This window comes from Streptomyces sp. NRRL F-6676 (assembly GCF_000725625.1).
GTDB lineage: Bacteria > Actinomycetota > Actinomycetes > Streptomycetales > Streptomycetaceae > Streptomyces.
In genome coordinates this window covers 1-18,002 of sequence record NZ_JOHS01000060.1, presented here as the reverse complement: position 1 = coordinate 18,002, position 18,002 = coordinate 1, and the positions used below count along the sequence as shown (strand labels likewise).

Annotated in this window: 15 protein-coding genes and 1 rRNA gene; 4 read left to right on the top strand and 12 right to left on the bottom strand. The window is 73.1% G+C overall.

Annotated elements, in window-relative coordinates:
* Positions 1–39 precede the first annotated feature (39 nt).
* Entirely contained in the window at positions 40–1,707 is a 1,668-nt protein-coding gene (locus IO29_RS26875) for a CTP synthase (RefSeq protein ID WP_030381197.1), read from the bottom strand.
* A gap of 712 nt (positions 1,708–2,419) precedes the next feature.
* Between IO29_RS26875 and IO29_RS26870 the strand changes: the two genes are divergently transcribed.
* On the top strand, positions 2,420–4,222 hold the full coding sequence (locus tag IO29_RS26870) for a glycoside hydrolase family 15 protein (RefSeq protein ID WP_030381196.1): 1,803 nt from the start codon (positions 2,420–2,422) through the stop codon (positions 4,220–4,222).
* Between the two features lie 49 nt (positions 4,223–4,271).
* On the opposite strand, the gene IO29_RS26865 is transcribed toward IO29_RS26870, so the two are convergent.
* From IO29_RS26865 to IO29_RS26845, 5 genes are all read right to left on the bottom strand, one after another.
* The gene (locus IO29_RS26865) at positions 4,272–5,483 is read right to left on the bottom strand and encodes a glycosyltransferase family 4 protein (RefSeq protein ID WP_078618390.1); all 1,212 of its coding nucleotides are present in this window, start codon (positions 5,481–5,483) and stop codon (positions 4,272–4,274) included.
* Between the two features lie 360 nt (positions 5,484–5,843).
* A complete protein-coding gene (recN, locus tag IO29_RS26860) occupies positions 5,844–7,595 on the bottom strand; it encodes a DNA repair protein RecN (protein ID WP_030381194.1) in 1,752 nt (583 codons plus the stop codon).
* Positions 7,596–7,715: 120 nt separating this feature from the next.
* A complete protein-coding gene (locus IO29_RS26855) occupies positions 7,716–8,621 on the bottom strand; it encodes an NAD kinase (protein ID WP_030381193.1) in 906 nt (301 codons plus the stop codon).
* Entirely contained in the window at positions 8,618–9,433 is an 816-nt protein-coding gene (locus IO29_RS26850; RefSeq protein ID WP_030381192.1) for a TlyA family RNA methyltransferase, read from the bottom strand. The genes IO29_RS26855 and IO29_RS26850 overlap by 4 nt, the downstream gene beginning before the upstream one ends.
* Before the next feature lie 14 nt (positions 9,434–9,447).
* Positions 9,448–9,735, bottom strand: coding sequence for a hypothetical protein (locus IO29_RS26845; protein ID WP_030381191.1), 288 nt, complete (start codon positions 9,733–9,735; stop codon positions 9,448–9,450).
* 42 nt (positions 9,736–9,777) lie between these two features.
* Between IO29_RS26845 and IO29_RS26840 the strand changes: the two genes are divergently transcribed.
* The gene (locus IO29_RS26840; protein WP_030381190.1) at positions 9,778–10,125 is read left to right on the top strand and encodes an SCP2 sterol-binding domain-containing protein; all 348 of its coding nucleotides are present in this window, start codon (positions 9,778–9,780) and stop codon (positions 10,123–10,125) included.
* Here IO29_RS26840 and IO29_RS26835 read toward each other — a convergent pair.
* From IO29_RS26835 to IO29_RS26820, 4 genes are all read right to left on the bottom strand, one after another.
* Complete coding sequence (locus IO29_RS26835; protein WP_078618389.1) at positions 10,109–11,026, bottom strand: ABC transporter ATP-binding protein; 918 nt, start codon at positions 11,024–11,026, stop codon at positions 10,109–10,111. The genes IO29_RS26840 and IO29_RS26835 overlap by 17 nt on opposite strands.
* Complete coding sequence (locus IO29_RS26830) at positions 11,023–12,075, bottom strand: FecCD family ABC transporter permease (RefSeq protein ID WP_030381188.1); 1,053 nt, start codon at positions 12,073–12,075, stop codon at positions 11,023–11,025. Before IO29_RS26830 ends, IO29_RS26835 begins: the two co-directional genes overlap by 4 nt.
* On the bottom strand, positions 12,072–13,118 hold the full coding sequence (locus tag IO29_RS26825) for a FecCD family ABC transporter permease (protein WP_030381187.1): 1,047 nt from the start codon (positions 13,116–13,118) through the stop codon (positions 12,072–12,074). Before IO29_RS26825 ends, IO29_RS26830 begins: the two co-directional genes overlap by 4 nt.
* A gap of 76 nt (positions 13,119–13,194) precedes the next feature.
* Positions 13,195–14,226 carry an HAD hydrolase-like protein gene (locus tag IO29_RS26820; protein ID WP_030381186.1) on the bottom strand — a complete coding sequence of 344 codons (1,032 nt, stop codon included), beginning with the start codon at positions 14,224–14,226 and terminating at the stop codon, positions 13,195–13,197.
* An 82-nt stretch (positions 14,227–14,308) separates the two neighbouring features.
* Between IO29_RS26820 and IO29_RS26815 the strand changes: the two genes are divergently transcribed.
* Positions 14,309–15,595: a DUF1015 family protein gene (locus IO29_RS26815; protein ID WP_030381185.1), complete on the top strand. Its 1,287-nt coding sequence runs from the start codon at positions 14,309–14,311 to the stop codon at positions 15,593–15,595.
* A 135-nt stretch (positions 15,596–15,730) separates the two neighbouring features.
* On the opposite strand, the gene IO29_RS39095 is transcribed toward IO29_RS26815, so the two are convergent.
* On the bottom strand, positions 15,731–16,501 hold the full coding sequence (locus IO29_RS39095) for a tetratricopeptide repeat protein (RefSeq protein ID WP_030381235.1): 771 nt from the start codon (positions 16,499–16,501) through the stop codon (positions 15,731–15,733).
* Between the two features lie 36 nt (positions 16,502–16,537).
* Here IO29_RS39095 and IO29_RS40110 point away from each other — a divergent pair, with 36 nt between their 5' ends.
* Positions 16,538–17,836: a hypothetical protein gene (locus IO29_RS40110; RefSeq protein ID WP_030994077.1), complete on the top strand. Its 1,299-nt coding sequence runs from the start codon at positions 16,538–16,540 to the stop codon at positions 17,834–17,836.
* Between the two features lie 70 nt (positions 17,837–17,906).
* Here IO29_RS40110 and rrf read toward each other — a convergent pair.
* A 5S ribosomal RNA gene (gene rrf, locus IO29_RS35740) occupies positions 17,907–18,002 on the bottom strand; the annotation flags it as partial.

Below are 18,002 nucleotides of genomic sequence, written 5' to 3'. Positions count from 1 at the left end.
GCCACCGTACAGCCGTCGTACGCCCCGACGGCCGTCCGGCTACTTCGCGGTCTTGCGCGCGACCGCCGCCTTGACCAGCCCGGCGAAGAGCGGGTGCGGTCGGGTCGGGCGGGAGCGCAGCTCCGGGTGGGCCTGGGTGGCCACCAGGTAGGGGTGGACCTCGCGCGGGTACTCCAGGTACTCCACGAGCTTGCCGTCCGGGGAGGTGCCGGAGAACAGCAGCCCGGCCTTCTTCTCCAGCTCCGCGCGGTAGGTGTTGTTCACCTCGTAGCGGTGGCGGTGGCGCTCCTCGACGTACTCCTTGCCGTCGTACACCTCGCGCACGAGGGAGCCCTCGGCGAGCTTGGCCGGGTACATGCCCAGCCGCATGGTGCCGCCCATGTCGCCCTCACCGGCGACGATGTCGAGCTGCTCGGCCATGGTGGAGATGACCGGGTGGGCGGTGGCCGGGTCGAACTCGGTGGAGTTGGCGTCGTCCACTCCGGCCAGGTTGCGCGCGGCCTCGATCACGACGCATTGCAGGCCGAGGCAGAGGCCGAGCAGCGGGATGCGCTGCTCGCGGGCGTACTGGATGGCGCCGACCTTGCCGGTCACGCCGCGCTCGCCGAAGCCGCCGGGGATGCAGATGGCGTCGACGTCGCCGAGCTCGCGGGCGGCGCCTGCCGGGGTCTTGCAGTCGTCGGAGGTGACCCACTTGATCGTCACGCGGGCCCGGTTGGCGAAGCCGCCGGCGCGCAGGGCCTCGGTGACGGAGAGGTAGGCGTCGGGCAGGTCGATGTACTTGCCGACGAGCGCGAGGGTGACCTCGTGGTCGGGGTTGTGGACGCGGTCGAGCAGGTCGTCCCAGGTCGTCCAGTCCACGTCGCGGAACGGCAGGTCCAGCTTGCGGACGACATAGGCGTCCAGGCCCTCGCCGTGCACGGTCTTGGGGATGTCGTAGATCGAGCGGGCGTCCGGACAGGCGACCACGGCGGCCTCGTCGACGTCGCACATCAGCGAGATCTTCCGCTTGATGGCGGTGGGCACCTCGCGGTCGCAGCGCAGCACGATCGCGTCCGGCTGGATGCCGATGTTGCGCAGGGCGGCGACGGAGTGCTGGGTCGGCTTGGTCTTCAGCTCGCCGGAGGGGCCGATGTACGGCAGCAGGGAGATGTGCACGACGAAGACGTTGTCGCGGCCGACCTCGTGGCGGACCTGGCGGACGGTCTCCAGGAAGGGCAGCGACTCGATGTCGCCGACCGTGCCGCCGACCTCCGTGATGACGACGTCCACCTCGTCGGTGGCCATGCGCCGGATGCGGTGCTTGATCTCGTTGGTGATGTGCGGGATGACCTGCACGGTGTCGCCCAGGTACTCGCCGCGCCGCTCCTTGGCGATCACGGTGGAGTAGACCTGGCCGGTGGTGACGTTGGCGGAGCCGTCCAGATCGCGGTCGAGGAACCGCTCGTAGTGGCCGATGTCCAGGTCGGTCTCGGCGCCGTCGTTGGTGACGAACACCTCACCGTGCTGGAAGGGGTTCATCGTGCCGGGGTCGACGTTCAGGTAGGGGTCGAGCTTCTGCATCACGACCCGCAGGCCCCGGGCCTTGAGCAGCATGCCGAGGCTGGAGGCGGTCAGACCCTTGCCGAGCGAGGAGGCGACACCCCCGGTGACGAAGATGTGCTTGGTCGTCGTGGCTGTGCTGTTGCGGAAAGCAGCGGGCGGCATGGCCAAGAGGGGGCTCCCGTGGTCGCGGTCTGGAGTGCGGAGCGGCGCGTTGCGTTCCGGAGGTTTCCGGGGGCGCCGTCGCTGCGGTTCGGGGGTTTGAAGTCCACCGGTCCACGGGCTACCAGCGTAACAGCGACGGAGAGGAGCCGCTCCCGGCGGCTCCCTCCCGGGACGCTCCCGCCGCCCTCCCCGGGTCCCGCCTCCAGGCCCTCCCGGGTTCCCCCTCAGTCCTCCCGGGGTTCTCCCGCCGTCCTCCCCGGGGATCTTTCCGGACGTCTTCCGGGCCGGGGCCGAAAGCCGTCAGAGCGCCCGCCGGCGTCCGGAGCGTCCGGTTCCGACCCGTCTTCGGCCATTACGAGCGACCGCTTTCGGCCACGCTCCGCGCACGTGTCACCACGGACACGCCACGCCTCCACGGTTCTCACCCGATGCTCACTCGTTCGGGTCACCCGCGTTGCCCGGAGCGGCACGCGCACCACCCGGGTGCGTCGTATCCTGCTCGGACACTCGCTGCCGAGCACCCCGGCAAACGGCACACCCCCGCCCGCCACCGGAACAATACGAGCTCGTCAGTTCGTTGCACATCGACCGCATATTTCCTGCATATTTTCCCGAACGGGGTCGGTGTACGACGACGTTTCACACCGACCCCTTGACCGCAAAGAGCGACCGCCCCATGCGGGGCGACGTGGCCGTTCGACTGGAGTTGCACGTGGCCGGGCGTATCGAAGACTACGCACTCATCGGAGACATGCAGACCGCCGCACTGGTCTGCCGGGACGGCACAGTGGACTGGCTGTGCCTGCCCCGCTTCGACTCCCACGCCGTCTTCGCGGGGCTGCTCGGCACGGAGGAACACGGCTTCTGGCGCCTCGGGCCGGCCCATGCCTCCGACGCCGAGCCGCCGACCGCGACCCGCCGCGGCTACCGGGGCGAGTCACTCGTCCTGGAGTCCGAGTGGGACACGCCACGCGGAACGGTCAGGGTGACCGATTTCATGCCCCCGCGCGACGGCGCCCCGCAGCTCGTGCGGATCGTCGAGGGCGTCACCGGCCGCGTTCCCATGCGGTCGGTGCTGCGGATGCGGTTCTCCTACGGGCGGATCACCCCCTGGGTGCACAAGCACGAGGGCCGCACCGTCGCCGTCGCCGGCCCCGACTCCGTGTGGTTCGACACCGAGGCGGAGACCTACGGCAAGTCGCTGACCACGTACAACGACTTCACCGTCGCGCCCGGCGAGCGCGTCGCCTTCACCGTCTCCTGGCAGCCCTCGCACAAGGAGCCGCCGCCGCTGCCCGAGCCGGAGCAGTCCCTGGGGGCCACCGAGGAGTTCTGGCGCGAGTGGGTCGGGCACTGCACGTACCACGGCCCCTACCGCGAGGCCGTGGTCCGCTCCCTGATCACGCTCAAGGCCCTGACGTACGCCCCCACCGGCGGCATCGTCGCCGCGCCCACCACCTCGCTGCCCGAGCACCTCGGCGGCGTGCGCAACTGGGACTACCGCTACACCTGGCTGCGCGACGCGGCCATCACGCTCTCCTCGCTGCTGCGCACCGGCTACCGCGAGGAGGCCCGCGCCTGGCGCGAGTGGCTGCTGCGCGCGGTCGCGGGCGACCCGGAGAACCTCCAGATCATGTACGGCATCGCCGGCGAGCGCGAGCTCGGCGAGGCCGAGCTGGACTGGCTGCCGGGCTACGAGCACTCCGCGCCGGTACGCATCGGCAACGGCGCCGCCAGCCAGCTCCAGCTGGACGTCTACGGCGAGGTCACCGAGGCCCTGCACCTGGGCCATATGACGGGGCTCGCCCGCAACGACTACGCCTCCGTCCTCCAGCTCAGGCTGATCCGCTACCTCGAGGACCACTGGGACGAGCCCGACGAGGGCATCTGGGAGGTGCGCGGCCCGCGCCGCCACTTCGTGCACTCCAAGGTGATGGCCTGGGTCGCGGTCGACCGCACCATCAAGCTGATCGAGTCCGGCGACGCCGACGGCCCGCTGGAGCGCTGGAAGCAGCTGCGCGACGACATCCACCGCGACGTGTGCGAGCGGGGCTACGACAAGGAGCGCAACACCTTCACACAGTCCTACGGCTCCAAGGAGCTGGACGCGTCCCTGCTGCTGATCCCGCAGATGGGCTTCCTGCCGCCGGACGACAAGCGGGTCATCGGCACCATCGAGGCGATCCAGCGCGAGCTGTCCACGGCGGACGGCTTCATCCTGCGGTACCCGACGTCGGGCTCCGACGAGGGCGTGGACGGGCTGCCGGGCGACGAGGGGGCCTTCCTGGCCTGCTCGTTCTGGATGGCGGACGACCTGGCGATGATCGGCCGGGTCGACGAGGCCCGCCGCCTCTTCGAGAAGCTGCTGGCCCTGCGCAACGACCTCGGCCTGCTCGCCGAGGAGTGGGACCCCCGCCTGCAACGCCAGGTGGGCAACTTCCCCCAGGCCTTCAGCCACGTCCCCCTCATCGACACCGCGCTGCGCCTGACGGCGTCGGGGGCGTACGGGGGTTGATGACGCGGTTCCTCGCGCCCCTTCGGGGGCGCGAGGCCGTATCCCGCGCTCAGACGAAGCGCACCGGCGACGTCAGCTCGTCGTACACACTCAGCACCTGTGCGACCGTCGCGTCCTCCGTGGGCCACGTCCCCGCCTGCCACACCCCCCGCTCCACGAGCCACGCCCGCCGCCCCGCATCCCCCAGCAACCGCACCACCGCCGCACCCAGCGCCTCCGCGTCCCCGTAGGGGACCAACTCCGCGGCGTCCCCTACGAGCTCGGGGGTTCCCCCCACCGCCGTCGCCACCAAGGGCACACCCGCCCGCAGCGCCTCCTGGGCCAGCACCGACCTCGATTCCCAACTGCTCGGCAGCAACGCCAGATCCGCCGCGGCGAGAAGCTCCGCGACGTCCTCCCGGCTGCCCAGCAGCAGCACCGGCAGCCGCTCCTCCTCGATGCGCCGCTGCAACTCCGGCCGCAGCGGCCCCTCCCCCGCGATCACCAGCAACGGTTCGGGCTCGTGGTGCCGCCACACCCGCACCGCGTCGAGCAGCACCTCGTGCCCCCGGTGCCGTTCGAGCGCGCCGGCGGCGAGGAGCAACGGCCGCCCCACGGCGCCGAGTTCGGCGCGTGCCTTGGACGCGGCGGAGCCGTCGGCGTCACCGCTGCCGTCGCTGCCTTCGCTGCCGTCGCTGCCGCCTGAGCCGTCGCACTCGTCGTCGCCCGTGCCGCCGCACCCGCCCGGCGCCGGGAGCGCGACGGCGGCGAGCCGGGCGTCCCGCGCCCCCCTTTGCCGCGCCCGGTCGACGAGGTCGGAGGACGTGCCGAGCAGGATGGACGCGGCCTTGGCGACCCGCCGTTCGAGCAGCCGCAGCAGATGCGCACGGGGCCCCTCGGCGTGCGCTCGGGTGTGCCAGGTGACGACGAACGGCACCCGGCGGCCCAGCGCGAGGGAGGCCCGCAGCCCCGCGTGCAGCCCGTGGGCGTGCACCAGGTCGGCGTCGGCGCAGACGGCGCGCAACGCGGCGACGGAGGACGGGTCGGTGCTGCGGTCCACGGCGACGTGGGCGGCGCCGGTGCCGGTGAAGTCGTAGGTGCGTTCCGCCTCGGTGGGGGCGCACACGGTCACGCGTACGCCCCTGGCGACCAGCCCGGCGGCGAGCGACCGCACGTGCGCGCTGCTGCCCGCGCTGCCGCCGCCGAGCACCTGCACGGCGTGCAGGGGCGCCTGCCCCCGCGGCGGCTGTCCGGGCGGCAACTGGCTGCTCACGAGGGTCACGTGGGCGTGGCTCCTGGTTCGGCGTCGAACGGTTCGGGCGGTCACGGTGCAACGTACGGAGCGCGCGCACGACGGGCGACGGCGGTGCCCGCGCGGGCCGTCCGGGGCGTGCGTGGGGTCAACAATGCCAGGGCGCACGGGCGTTGCGGCACCGGCGCCCGAACGCACCTACGGCGAAGGAGCGTACCGGTTCCGCACGACAGGCCGGGCCGCACGACAGGCCGGGCCGCACGACAGGCCGGGCCGGGCGACGGGTGGGGGCGCACGGCAGGTGAGGCGGCACGCCAGGTGGGGCCGGGCGCGCGGGTCCGGGCGGGACGACCTCCCGGCCCGGACCCCGACCGGTCCCGATGCCTTCCGCTAGCCGTCCCGCCGCGCCGCCGCCAGGAGTTCCTCCGCGTGCGCCCGCGCCGTCTCGGAGTCCTCCTGGCCCGCGAGCATCCGGGACAGCTCGCGCACCCGCTCCTCGCCCTCCAGGACCTTCACCCCGGAGCGGGTCACCGAGCCGTCGTTGGTCTTCTCCACCAGCAGCTGCCGGTCGGCGAAGGCCGCCACCTGCGGCAGGTGCGTGACGACCACGACCTGCGCGCTCTTCGCGAGCTTCGCCAGCCGCCGCCCGATCTCGACGGCCGCCTTGCCGCCGACGCCCGCGTCGACCTCGTCGAAGAGGTACGTCGGCACGGGGTCGGTGCCCGCGAAGACGACCTCCACCGCGAGCATCACCCGGGACAGCTCACCGCCGGACGCGCCCTTGGCGATCGGCCGCGCCGGCGCCCCCGGATGCGGGGCGAGCAGCAGTTCGACCTCGTCGGCGCCGGACGGCCCGTAGGCGACCGTGCGCCCGCCGACCTCGACCCCCTCGGGGTCCTCGGTCTGCCGTACGGCGAACGTCACGCGCGCGTGCGGCATGGCGAGCGAGCCCAGCTCGGCGGTGACCGCGGCGGCGAACCGTTCGGCGGCGGCGGTCCGCGCGTCGGACAGTTCCTGCGCCAGCCCGCCCAGCTCGGCCCGGAGCGCGTCCCGCTCGGCGGTCAGCTCGCCGATCCGCTCGTCGTCGCCGTCCAGCTCGGTCAGCCGCGCGGCGCTCCGCTCGGCCCAGGCGAGGACGGCGGCCACGTCCTTGTCGTACTCGCCGTACTTCCGGGTGAGCTGGGTGAGCGCGGCCCGCCGCTCCTCCACCGCCGCCAGCCGCAGCGGGTCGGCGTCGAGGTCGTCGGCGTATCCGGCCAGCTCCCCGGCCACGTCGGCGAGGAGGATGCCGATCTCCCCGACCCGGTCGGCGAGGCCGGCCAGCGCGGTGTCGTGCGACCGTACGGCCTCCAGGGCGCGGTGGGCGCCCGCGACGAGCGTGGTGGCGTCGATGCCCTCGGGGTCCTCCGGGTTGCCGGCCAGCGCGGCGTGCGCGGCTGTCGCGGCGGAGGCGAGGGCCTCGGCGTGCCCGAGCCGCTCGGCCTCGGCGGCCAGCTCCACGTCCTCGCCGGCCCGCGGCTCGACGGCCGCGATCTCGTCGAGGCCGTAGCGCAGCAGATCGGCCTCCTGCGCCCGCTCCCGCGCGCGCGTGGTGATCTCCTCCAGCTCGACGGCGACGGCCCGCAGCCGCCGGTAGGCCTCACCGTACTTCGTCAGCGGTACGGCGACGGCGTCCCCGGCGTACCGGTCGAGGGCCTGGCGCTGCCGGGTGAGTTTGAGCAGCCCCTGCTGGTCGGTCTGGCCGTGCACGGCGACCAGCTCGTCGGCGAGCTCGGCGAGCATCCCGACCGGCACGGACCGCCCGCCGAGATGCGCCCGGGAGCGGCCCTCGGCGGACACGGTACGGCTGATCAGCAGCGCCCCGTCGTCCAGCTCGGCGCCGGCCTCCTCGGCCCGTACGGCGGCCGAGGCCTCGCCGGGCACGCTGATGCGGCCCTCGACGACGGCGTTCTTGGCGCCGATCCGTACGAGTGCCGGGTCCGCGCGCCCGCCCAGCAGCAGCCCCAGGCTGGTGACCACCATCGTCTTGCCGGCACCGGTCTCACCGGTGACGGCGGTGAAGCCGGGCGACAGCTCGACGACCGCGTCGTCGATGACCCCGAGCGACCGTATCCGCATCTCCTCCAACACGACGTCGACCATACGAGGTTTCGGCCACGATGTGCGACGCCACCCCACCCGACCGGGGAAGCCGCAGGTCGTGACTTCCCCGGGGGTCGCTCGTTGCGGAGCCGCGTCCGGACGCGCGTACGACTGGTGCGGCTAGTTCGGCGCGCCCCGCCACCCCGACACCGGCAGCGCGAACTTCGCCACCAGGCGGTCGGTGAAGGACGCGTGGTGCAGCCGGGCGAGCCGGACCGGCACCGCGCCCCGGCGCACCTCGACCCGGGCGCCCGGCGGCAGCTCCACCGTGCGCCGGCCGTCGCACCACAGCACGCCGGGCGGGATGTGCGGCAGCACCTCCACCGCGAGCACCGAGTCCGGCGAGGTCACCAGCGGCTTGGCGAACAGGGCGTGGGCGCTGATCGGCACCATGAGCAGCGCCTCCACCTCCGGCCACACCACGGGCCCGCCCGCGGAGAACGCGTACGCCGTGGAGCCGGTGGGCGTGGCGCAGACGATGCCGTCGCAGCCGAACCCGGTGACCGGCCGCCCGTCGATCTCCAGGACGACCTCGAGCAGCTTCTCGGCGCCGGCCTTCTGCACGGCGGCCTCGTTGAGCGCCCAGTCGGTGTGCACGATGTCGCCGTTGCGGTGCACGACGACGTCGACCGTCATGCGTTCCTCGACCTCGTAGGCGCGGCTGACCACCCGGTCGACGACCTTGTCGAGGTCGTCCCGCTCGGCCTCCGCGAGGAAGCCGACACGCCCGAGGTTGACGCCGAGCATCGGCACGCCGGAGGCGCGGGCGAACTCGGCGCCGCGCAGCAGCGTGCCGTCACCGCCGAGGACGATGAGCAGCTCGCAGCCGTCCAGGCACTGCGGGGTGGCCTCCTTGACCAGCTGCACGCTCTCGGGCAGCGGCAGGTCGGCGGCCTCGGCCTCCAGGACGCGCACCCCGAGTCCCGCGTGCAACAGCCCCGCGACGACGAGCTCGGCGCTGCGGATGGCGGCCGGGCGCCCGGTGTGGGCGAGCAGGAATACGGTTCGAGCTTGGGTCTGTGTCAACGCGGCCCCTCCGCCACTGCACGGTCGATGTCGGCCGGGTCCGGTGCGGGTGCCCCGGCTCGCAGCCACAGAAAGTACTCGACATTGCCCGCGGGTCCGGGCAGCGGGCTGGCACGCACGCCGTTCGTCCCGAGCCCGAGTTCCCACGCCCGCCCGGCCACCTGGCGCACGGCCTCCGCGCGCAGCTCGGGGCTGCGGACGACGCCCCCGCTGCCCAGCCGTTCCTTCCCCACCTCGAACTGGGGCTTGACCATCATCACCAGGTCGGCGTCCGGTTTCGCGCATCGCGCGAGGGCGGGCAGTACCAGTCCCAGCGGGATGAAGGACAGGTCCCCCACGACAAGATCCACAGGCTCCCCATCGATCGCCTCCAGCGTCAACTCGCGTACGTTCGTACGGTCCTTGACGGTGACGCGTTCATCGCTTCGCAGAGTCCAGGCGAGTTGTCCGTATCCGACGTCCACGGCGACGACGTGCGCGGCGCCCGCGCGCAGCAGCACGTCGGTGAAGCCGCCGGTGGAGGCGCCGGCGTCGAGTGCCCGCCGCCCCCGTACGACGAGTCCGCGCGGGACGAAGGCCTCGAGGGCGCCGGCGAGCTTGTGGCCGCCCCGGGAGACGTAGTCGGGGTCGCCGTCGTCCTCGGCCACGAGGATCGCGGCGGCGGTCTCGACCTGGGTGGCCGGTTTGGTCGCGACGGCTCTGCCGACCGTGACCCGCCCGGCCGCGATCAGCTGGCTCGCGTGCTCCCGCGAGCGCGCCAGCTTCCGCCGTACGAGCTCTGCGTCCAGTCGGCGGCGTGCCACTCCTGCCACGTGCTCCTCAGCTCCTAGTCCCGTGTCCCGTGGGTCGGTGGGGGCGGCTCGGGTCCCGGACGGGAGTCGAGCGCGGTCAGCGCGTCGCGCAGCCCTCGGTGTACATCCTCGTACACCTGGAGGTGGCCGTCGGTGGCGAGGTGGTCGGCATCGGCCAGCCGGTCGAGGTGGGCGTCGACGCCGGGGTGGCCCGTGGGGGTGCGGGGGACCTGGAGCGGGGCGGGGGCCGCGGGGTCGGTTTCCTGATGAGGGGCCGCCGGCTCCTCCTCCGGAGCCCGGGGCTCCGGTACTGCGTCGGTCATGCCCCGACGCTACCGCGTGGCCCTGGGGTACCGTCGATGCCGATGGCGACGATCGAGGAGTGCCGTACGGCGCTGAGCAGGTTCTCCGAGACCCTCGCGGGCGCCGAGGGCGACGCGGCGGCGGCCGCCGCCCTGGACCGCTCGCTGAGCTGCCGGATCACCGACCTGGACGTCACCTTCGTCGGCCGGCTGCGCGGCGGCCGGATCGAGGTGCGCGACACCGTGCGCGGACTGCCGCCCGAGAAGGCCGAGATACGGCTGGCCATGACGGGCGACGACCTGGTGGCCCTGGTCGACGGCGAGCTGCACTTCGCGCGGGCGTGGGGTTCGGGCCGGGTGAAGCTGGAGGCGGGGCTGCGGGACCTGCTCCGGCTCAGGAGGCTTCTCTAGCCGGCTTCGGAACCTTCGCGTGGACAGCCTCGGTCTCCGTACGCGCGCGAGCCGTGCGAGCCGCCGGCACCACCAGCGGGGTCCCCGTCTCCGGGTCGTCGATGATCTGGCAGCGCAGCCCGAAGACCTCCTCGACCAGCTCCGCCGTGACGATCTCCTTCGGCGCCCCCTCGGCCACCACCCGCCCGTCCCGCAGCGCGACGAGATGCGTGGCGTACCGGGCCGCGTGGTTGAGGTCGTGCAGGACGGCGACGAGCGTGCGCCCCTGCTCCTCGTGCAGGTCGGCGCAGAGGTCGAGGACGTCGATCTGGTGCTGGATGTCGAGGTAGGTGGTCGGCTCGTCCAGGAGCAGCAGCGGGGTCTGCTGGGCGAGCGCCATGGCGATCCACACCCGCTGCCGCTGCCCGCCGGACAGCTCGTCGACGTAGCGGTCGGCGAGCTCGCCGACCCGGGTGCGCGCCATCGCCTCCCGCACCACCCGCTCGTCCTCGGCCGACCACTGCCGCAGCAGCCCCTGGTGCGGGTAGCGGCCGCGGCCGACCAGGTCGCCGACGGTGATGCCGTCCGGCGCGATCGACGACTGCGGCAGCAGCCCGAGGGTGCGGGCGACCTTCTTCGCCGGCATCGACTGGATGACCTGCCCGTCGAGCAGCACCCGTCCCTCGGTCGGGCGGAGCATCCGCGACAGCGCGCGCAGCAGCGTGGACTTGCCGCAGGCGTTGGGGCCGACGATCACGGTGAAGGAGTTGTCGGGTATCTCGACCGACAGCTGCTCGGCGATCACGCGCTGGTCGTAGGCGAGGGTGACGTTGTCGGCGGACAGGCGGTTCACGGTGCTCCTTCGGGTGTTCTTGCTCGCCGGGTGTGCCTGCGCCGGGGCTTCGCGCACCGGGCCGCTCATATCCGGCCCGCCCGGCGCTCGGTGACCAGCAGCCACAGCAGATACGCCCCGCCGAGTACCCCGGTGACCACGCCGACGGGCAGCTGGTCGGCGCCGAAGGCCCGCTGCGAGACCAGGTCGGCCACGATCAGCAGGGTGGCGCCCATGCACATGGCCGGGACGAGGTTGGGCCCGGGCGAGCGGGTCAGCCGCCGGGCGAGCTGCGGCGCGGTCAGCGCGACGAACCCGACCGGTCCGACGGCGGCGGTGGCACCGGCGGTGAGCAGCACCGCGGACACCATCAGCACCAGCCGTACGCGCTCCACGCGCACGCCCAGCGCGTACGACAGGTCGTCACCCATCTCGGTCATCAGCAGCCCGCGCGCGTTGACGAGGACGAGCGGGACGAGGACCGCGCACAGCACGAGCAGCGGCCACACCTGCGTCCAGTCGCGGCCGTTGAGCGACCCGGTCATCCACACCACCGCGCGGGCGGCGTCGACGATGTCGGCCTTGATGAGCAGATAGCCGTTGACGGCGGTGACGATCGCGGAGACGCCGATGCCCACCAGGACCAGCCGGTAGCCGTGCACGCCCCGCTTCCAGGCGAGGAGGTAGATCGCGAACCCGGTGACCAGCCCGCCGGCCAGCGCGCCGAGCGTGACGGCGGTGGCGCTGCCGGAGAACAGCACGATCACCGTGAGCGCGCCGGCCGTCGCGCCCTGCCCGAGTCCGAGCACGTCCGGGCTGCCGAGCGGATTGCGCGAGATCGACTGGAACAGCGCCCCGCCGAGCCCCAGCGCGGCCCCCACGAGGAGGCCGACGAGAACGCGCGGCAGCCGCAGGTCGCGGACGATGTACTCCTGGATCTGTGTCCCGTTCCCGGTCAGCGTCTTGAGGACGTCGGGGGCGGAGATCGGGAAGTCGCCGGTGCCGATCAGTACGACGCTCGCGGCGAGCGCGACGAGCAGCAGCAGGACGACGACGGCCGAGGCGCGGGCGTCCACCCTGAGGGAGAGCCCACCGCGGGTGCGGACCGCCCGGACCGAGCGGAGGTGTGTGGCCTTCACAGTTGCGTCGTCCTCCTGCGCCGGACGAGGAAGATGAACACCGGACCGCCGAGGATCGCGGTGACGATGCCGACCTGGAGTTCGGCGGGCCGGGCGACGATCCGTCCGATCACATCGGCGCCCAGCAGCAGCACCGGGGACAGCACGGTGGCGTACGGCAGGATCCAGCGCAGGTCGGGCCCGGTGAAGGACCGTACGACGTGCGGGACCATCAGGCCGACGAACACGATGGGACCGCAGGCGGCCGTGGCCGCGCCGCACAGCATGGTGGCGGCGAGCATGGACAGCGCGCGGGTGCGGTTGAGGTGGGCGCCGAGCGCACGGGCGGTGTCGTCCCCCATGGCCATGGCGTTCAACGGCCGCGCCAGCGAGAGCGCGAGCACGGTGCCCACCACCATGAACGGGGCGACCTGGACGATGGTCGAGTGCGTCGCGGAGGCGAGCGAACCGACCGTCCAGAACCGCATCCTGGCCAGCGCCGCGTCGTCCATGATCATGACGGCCTGGAGGTAGCCGTAGAGCGCCGCGCTGATCGCGGTGCCGGCGAGCGCGAGCCGTACGGGGGTGGCGCCCCGGCTGCCGCCGAGGAACCACACCAGGGCGCCGACCGCGGCGGCCCCGAAGAACGCGAACCACACATAGCCGTCGAGCGAGGTGACGCCGAAGTAGGTGAGGGCGGTGACGACCGCCGCGGAGGCGCCCGCGTTGATGCCGAGGATGCCGGGGTCGGCGAGCGGGTTCCGGGTGAGCGCCTGCAACACGGCACCGGCGAGTCCGAGCGCGGCCCCGGCGAGCAGCCCGAGCACCGTCCGCCACACCCGCTCCCCGACGACCACGTCGGCATACGTCCCGGTGTCGTGGAACAGCCCGTGCCAGACCTGGTCCAACGGCAGCTCCTTGGCCCCCACCGCGATACTCGCGAGCGCGACCCCGGCGAGTACCACCAGCGAGACGAGCAGCCCGACGGCACGTATCGCCGTCCGGCGGACCGGCGGCGCGGGGGCATCGGCCCCGCGCGGATGGGGAGGACTGTCGACCAACACCACGTTAGGTTAACCTAACCTGCCCGGCGCCCCCTCGCGCGGGGCAGGGGAGCACCGCGCGGCACACCGGCCCCGGTCACAGCCCGAGCCGCGCCAGCGCCTTCCCCCCGTCCAGCCCGCACGCGCCCTCCCCGGCCGCCGTCCACGCCGCCGCGCAGAGCGCCCGCAGTCCGTCCAGCGCCTCGCCGTCCCCCTCCAGCCGCAGCGCTCCGCCACCTGCCGCGGCCGTCCAGCCACCGCACCGGAAGCCGTCATCGGCCGACGACACCTCCGGCTGCCCGGTGAGCAGCCCCCGCAGGTCCGCGTCGACATATGTGGGCCGGTGGTGCGGCGGCGCGGCCAGCAACTGCGCCCCGTCCGTCACCCCCGTGAGCACCAGCAACGAATCGACGCCCCCGTTGAACGCGCCCTCGATGTCCGTGTCCAGCCGGTCCCCCACCACGAGCGGCCGCTCCGCCCCCGTCCGCAGAATCGTCTCCCGGTGCATCGGCGGCAACGGCTTCCCCGCCACCTGCGGCGTCGCCCCCGTGGCGATCCGCACCACCTCCACCGCCGCCCCGTTCCCCGGCGCGATGCCCCGCGCACCGGGAATCGTCAGATCCGTGTTCGACGCGAACCACGGCACCCCTCGCGCGATCGCGTAACTCGCCTCCGCGAACCGCCCCCACGGCAGCTCGGGACCGCCGAACCCCTGCACCACCGCCACCGGATCGTCGTCCGCCGACTCCACCGGCGTGAGCCCGCGCTCGCGCAGCGCCACCCGCAGCCCCTCACCCCCGATCACCAGCACCCGCGCCCCCGCCGGCACCTGGTCGCCGATGAGCCGGGCCACCGCCTGCGCGGAGGTCACCACGTCCGACGCCTCGGCCGCTATGCCCAGCTCCGTCAGATGCGCGGCCACCGCGTCCGGCGTACGCAGCGCGTTGTTCGTGACGTACGCCAGCCGCATCCCGCCGTCCCGGGCCGTGCCGAGCGATCCGACCGCGTGGTCGATCGCGGCACCCCCCGCGTACACCACCCCGTCCAGGTCGAGCAGCGCCGTGTCGTACGCCTCGCTCAGGGGCCGTTCGCTGCCCTCGGGCCGCGTCCTGACCGTCGTCCGGCTCATTCGCATCGCTCCTCGTTCACTCGCCTTCCCCGATCATCCCCCACGGCACTGACAGCCTCACCGGCGCACTTACGATGCTCGAATGAACTTTGCAGGCCACGGGGACGCGCCCGCCCACATGGGTCTCGACCTGATGCCCTTCCGGGGCCTGCGCTACGACCCCGCACGCGTCGGCAGCCTGGCCGCCGTGACGTCCCCGCCGTACGACGTGGTGGTGCGGCCCGACGGGCTGCTCCACCTGGAGTCCGCCGACCCGCACAACATCGTGCGGTTGATCCTGCCGCAGGCCGGCACGCCCGCCGCCCGCAACGAACGGGCCGCGGAGACCCTGGACCGCTGGATCGCCGAGGGCGTCCTCGCCCGCGATGCCGAACCGGCCCTCTACGTCTATGAGCAGCGCGACGCCACCGGCCTCGTCCAGCGCGGTCTGATCGGCGCGCTGCGCCTGTCGGAGCCGTCGGACGGCGTCGTCCTCCCGCACGAGGACGTCATGCCGCACATCGTCGCCGACCGCGCGGACCTGATGCGCGCCACCCGCGCCAACCTCGAACCGCTGCTGCTGACCTACCGCGGCGACGGCCGCACCACCGGCGCACACGCCGTCGTGGAGCGCGCCACGGGGCGCGCGCCGCTGCTCTCCACCACCACGGAGGACGGCTTCGGCCACCGGCTGTGGGCGGTCACCGACCCCGCCGACATTGCCGAGGCCCGGAACGACCTCGCCGGCCGCCAGGCCCTCATCGCCGACGGCCACCACCGCTGGGCGACATACCTGCGGCTGCGCGTGGAACAGCCTTCCCCCGGCCCGTGGGACTTCGGCCTGGTCCTCCTGGTCGACACCGCCCGCCACCCGCTGCGCGTCCGCGCCATCCATCGGCTGCTGCCGCACCTCCCGCCCGCGGACGCGCTGTCCGCGCTCACGGGCCTGTTCCGGGTACGGCACCTGCGGGCACCCCTCGCCGAGGCGCTGGAGGCCCTGGCCGACGCGGCACGCACGGGCAACGCGTTCCTGCTCGCGGGCGACGGCGCCTACCACCTGATCGACCGCCCCTCCCCCGGCCTGCTGGCCCGCACCATCCCCACGGACCGTCCCGGGCCCTGGCGCACCCTGGACGCGACGGTCCTGCACGCCACCCTCCTCAATCACGTCTGGCGCATCCCCGAGGACTCACCGGAACAGGTCGCCTACATACACGACACGGAATCCACGGTGAAGAAGGCGGAACGCGACGGCGGCACGGCGGTACTCCTCCACCCGGTCCAGGAAGACATCGTCCGCACCCTGGCCCAACAGGGCATCACCATGCCGAGAAAATCGACGTCATTCGGCCCGAAACCGGCGTCGGGCCTGGTCCTGAGAAGGCTGTAGGAGGCGCCCAAAAAAAAGGGGCGCGGGGAACTGCGCAATCTTTTAGGGGGGTCCGGGGGCACAGCCCCCGGGGCTGGGAACGGGAAGGGGCGGCGGGGGCGAAAAAACACCCCAGCCGCCCACCCACGTGGCGCCTCAGTCCTCGTCAGCCACCCCGCCGCTCACGTCACGCTCGGACTCGTCACGCTCGGACTCGTCACTCTCGGACTCGTCACTCTCGGACTCGTCACCCAACGCGTCCACGAACTCCACACCGTCCAACTCCGCCAGCCGATCCGACGCATCGGTGCTCCCGTCCTTGTCGGACTCCACCGCCTTGGCGAACCACTCCCGCGCCTCCCCATCACGCCCCGCCGCGAGCAACGCATCGGCGTACGCGTACCGCAACCGCGCGGTCCACGGCTGAACGGAGGTGGACGCGAGCTCGGGGCTCTGCAACGTGACGATCGCCGCGTCCAGCTGCCCCATGTCCCGCCGCGCCCCCGCCGCGACGAGCCGCATCTCGACCTGCCCGGCCTTGTCCAGCTTGTGCACCTCGGGCGCCCCGGCCATGTCCAGCGCCTTCTCCGGCCGGCCGAGCCCACGCTCGCAGTCCGCCATGACGGGCCACAGGTCGGTGTTGCCGGTCATCCGCCGAGCCGCCCGGAACTCGGCGAGAGCCTCCCCGTACTTCTGGTTGGCGTAGGCCGCGAACCCGGCCGCCTCGCGCACGGCGGCGACACGGGACGCCAGCCGCAGCGCGACCCTGGAGTAGCCGTACGCGCCCTCGGGGTCCTCGTCGATGAGCCGGGCGACCATCACCAGGTTCTTGGCGACGTCCTCGGCGAGCGTCTTGGGCAGGCTCAGCAGCTCCTGCCGCACGTCCTTGTCGATCTCGTCGCCGGTGACGTCCTCGGGGATCGGCAGCCGCTTGATCGGCTCGCGATCGCGGTCACGGTCCCGGTGGTCGCGGTCCCGGTCGTCGCGGAACCGCCCACCGCCACGCCGGTCGTCACGGCGGTCGTCCCGGCGGTCGTCCCGGCGGTCCTCACGGCCGCGGAAACCACCGGGGCGCCCGCCGCGGTCGTCGCGACGGTCGTCACGCAGGGGCCCGCGCCCACGGTCGTCACGGCCGCGGTCATCACGGTTGCGGTCGTCACGGCCACGGTCGTCGCGCCCGCGGAACCCGCCGCGCTCACCCCGGTCGTCGTCACGGCGCCCGTATCCCCGGCGATCGTCGTCGCGCCGGAAGCCCTGCCCCTGGCCGCCCCGCCCGGAGCTGTCCTCGCGCCGGAACCCACCTCGGTCGTCACGACGGTCGTCGCGCCGGTCATCACGACGGAATCCGGAGCCGCGCTCCTCGCCACGCCGGTCATCACGCCGGTCATCGCGCCGGAACCCGCCGCGGTCACCGCGGTCACCGCGGTCTCCACGCTCCTCGCTCCGGAACCCGCCACGATCGTCTCGACCCCGGTAGCCCCCGCGGTCGTCGTCCCGCCCACGGAAGCCTCCACGGCGGTCATCGCCACGTCGGTCGTCACGACGGTCATCCCGTCGGTCGTCACGACGGTCATCACGGCGGAAGCCACCACGGTCGTCACGGCGATCGTCTCGGCGGAACGCCGGTCGATCACCATCACGCCGGTCATCACGGCGGAACGCCGGTCGGTCGCCGTCACGGCGGTCATCACGGCGGAACGCCGGTCGATCACCATCGCGTCGGTCATCACGGCGGAACGCCGGTCGATCACCATCGCGTCGGTCATCACGGCGGAACGCCGGCCGGTCGCCGTCACGGCGGAAGCCGCGGTCACGGTCGTCCCGACGGGGCGCCCCGGAGCGGTCGTCGCGGCGGAACGGCGGACGTCCACCTCGGTCGCCTTCGCGCCGATCGTCACGTCGGCCGAACCCACCGCGGTTGTCCTCACGGTGGAAGCCTCCGCGGTCATCACGGCGGTCGTCGCGGCGGAACCCACCGCGGTCATCACCACGCCGCTCACCGCCCTGCCGGTCATCACGCCGATCGTCGCGCCGGACGAAGCCTCCGCGATCCCGATCGCCGTGCCCACCACGGCCGTTGTCGCGACCGCCATCGCGGCTGTCACGGCGCGGACCGCCGCGGAGCCCGCCTCGGTCACCACTGTCCCGGCGGCGCTGCTCGCGCTCCGGACGCTCGTCGGGAGAGTTGGTGGACATGGGGAACTCCTGTCTTCGGTACTGCGGTCATTCTCGCGCTGTCGGGTACCCGACGCGCTCAGTTGAAAAAATCCGGAAAAACAAAAAGGACCTCTGGCCCCAGCATGTCGCTGGGACCAGAGGTCCTCCAAAGATTGTTCGGCGGTGTCCTACTCTCCCACAGGGTCCCCCCTGCAGTACCATCGGCGCTGTAAGGCTTAGCTTCCGGGTTCGGAATGTAACCGGGCGTTTC

Coding starts and splice junctions, on each gene's coding strand:
- IO29_RS26820 (WP_030381186.1), bottom strand. CDS start 14,226: ATGAGCCGGACGACGGTCAGGACGCGGCCCGAGGGCAGCGAACGGCCC.
- IO29_RS26815 (WP_030381185.1), top strand. CDS start 14,309: ATGAACTTTGCAGGCCACGGGGACGCGCCCGCCCACATGGGTCTCGAC.
- IO29_RS26845 (WP_030381191.1), bottom strand. CDS start 9,735: ATGACCGACGCAGTACCGGAGCCCCGGGCTCCGGAGGAGGAGCCGGCG.
- IO29_RS26835 (WP_078618389.1), bottom strand. CDS start 11,026: ATGAGCGGCCCGGTGCGCGAAGCCCCGGCGCAGGCACACCCGGCGAGC.
- IO29_RS26840 (WP_030381190.1), top strand. CDS start 9,778: ATGGCGACGATCGAGGAGTGCCGTACGGCGCTGAGCAGGTTCTCCGAG.
- recN (WP_030381194.1), bottom strand. CDS start 7,595: ATGGTCGACGTCGTGTTGGAGGAGATGCGGATACGGTCGCTCGGGGTC.
- IO29_RS26875 (WP_030381197.1), bottom strand. CDS start 1,707: ATGCCGCCCGCTGCTTTCCGCAACAGCACAGCCACGACGACCAAGCAC.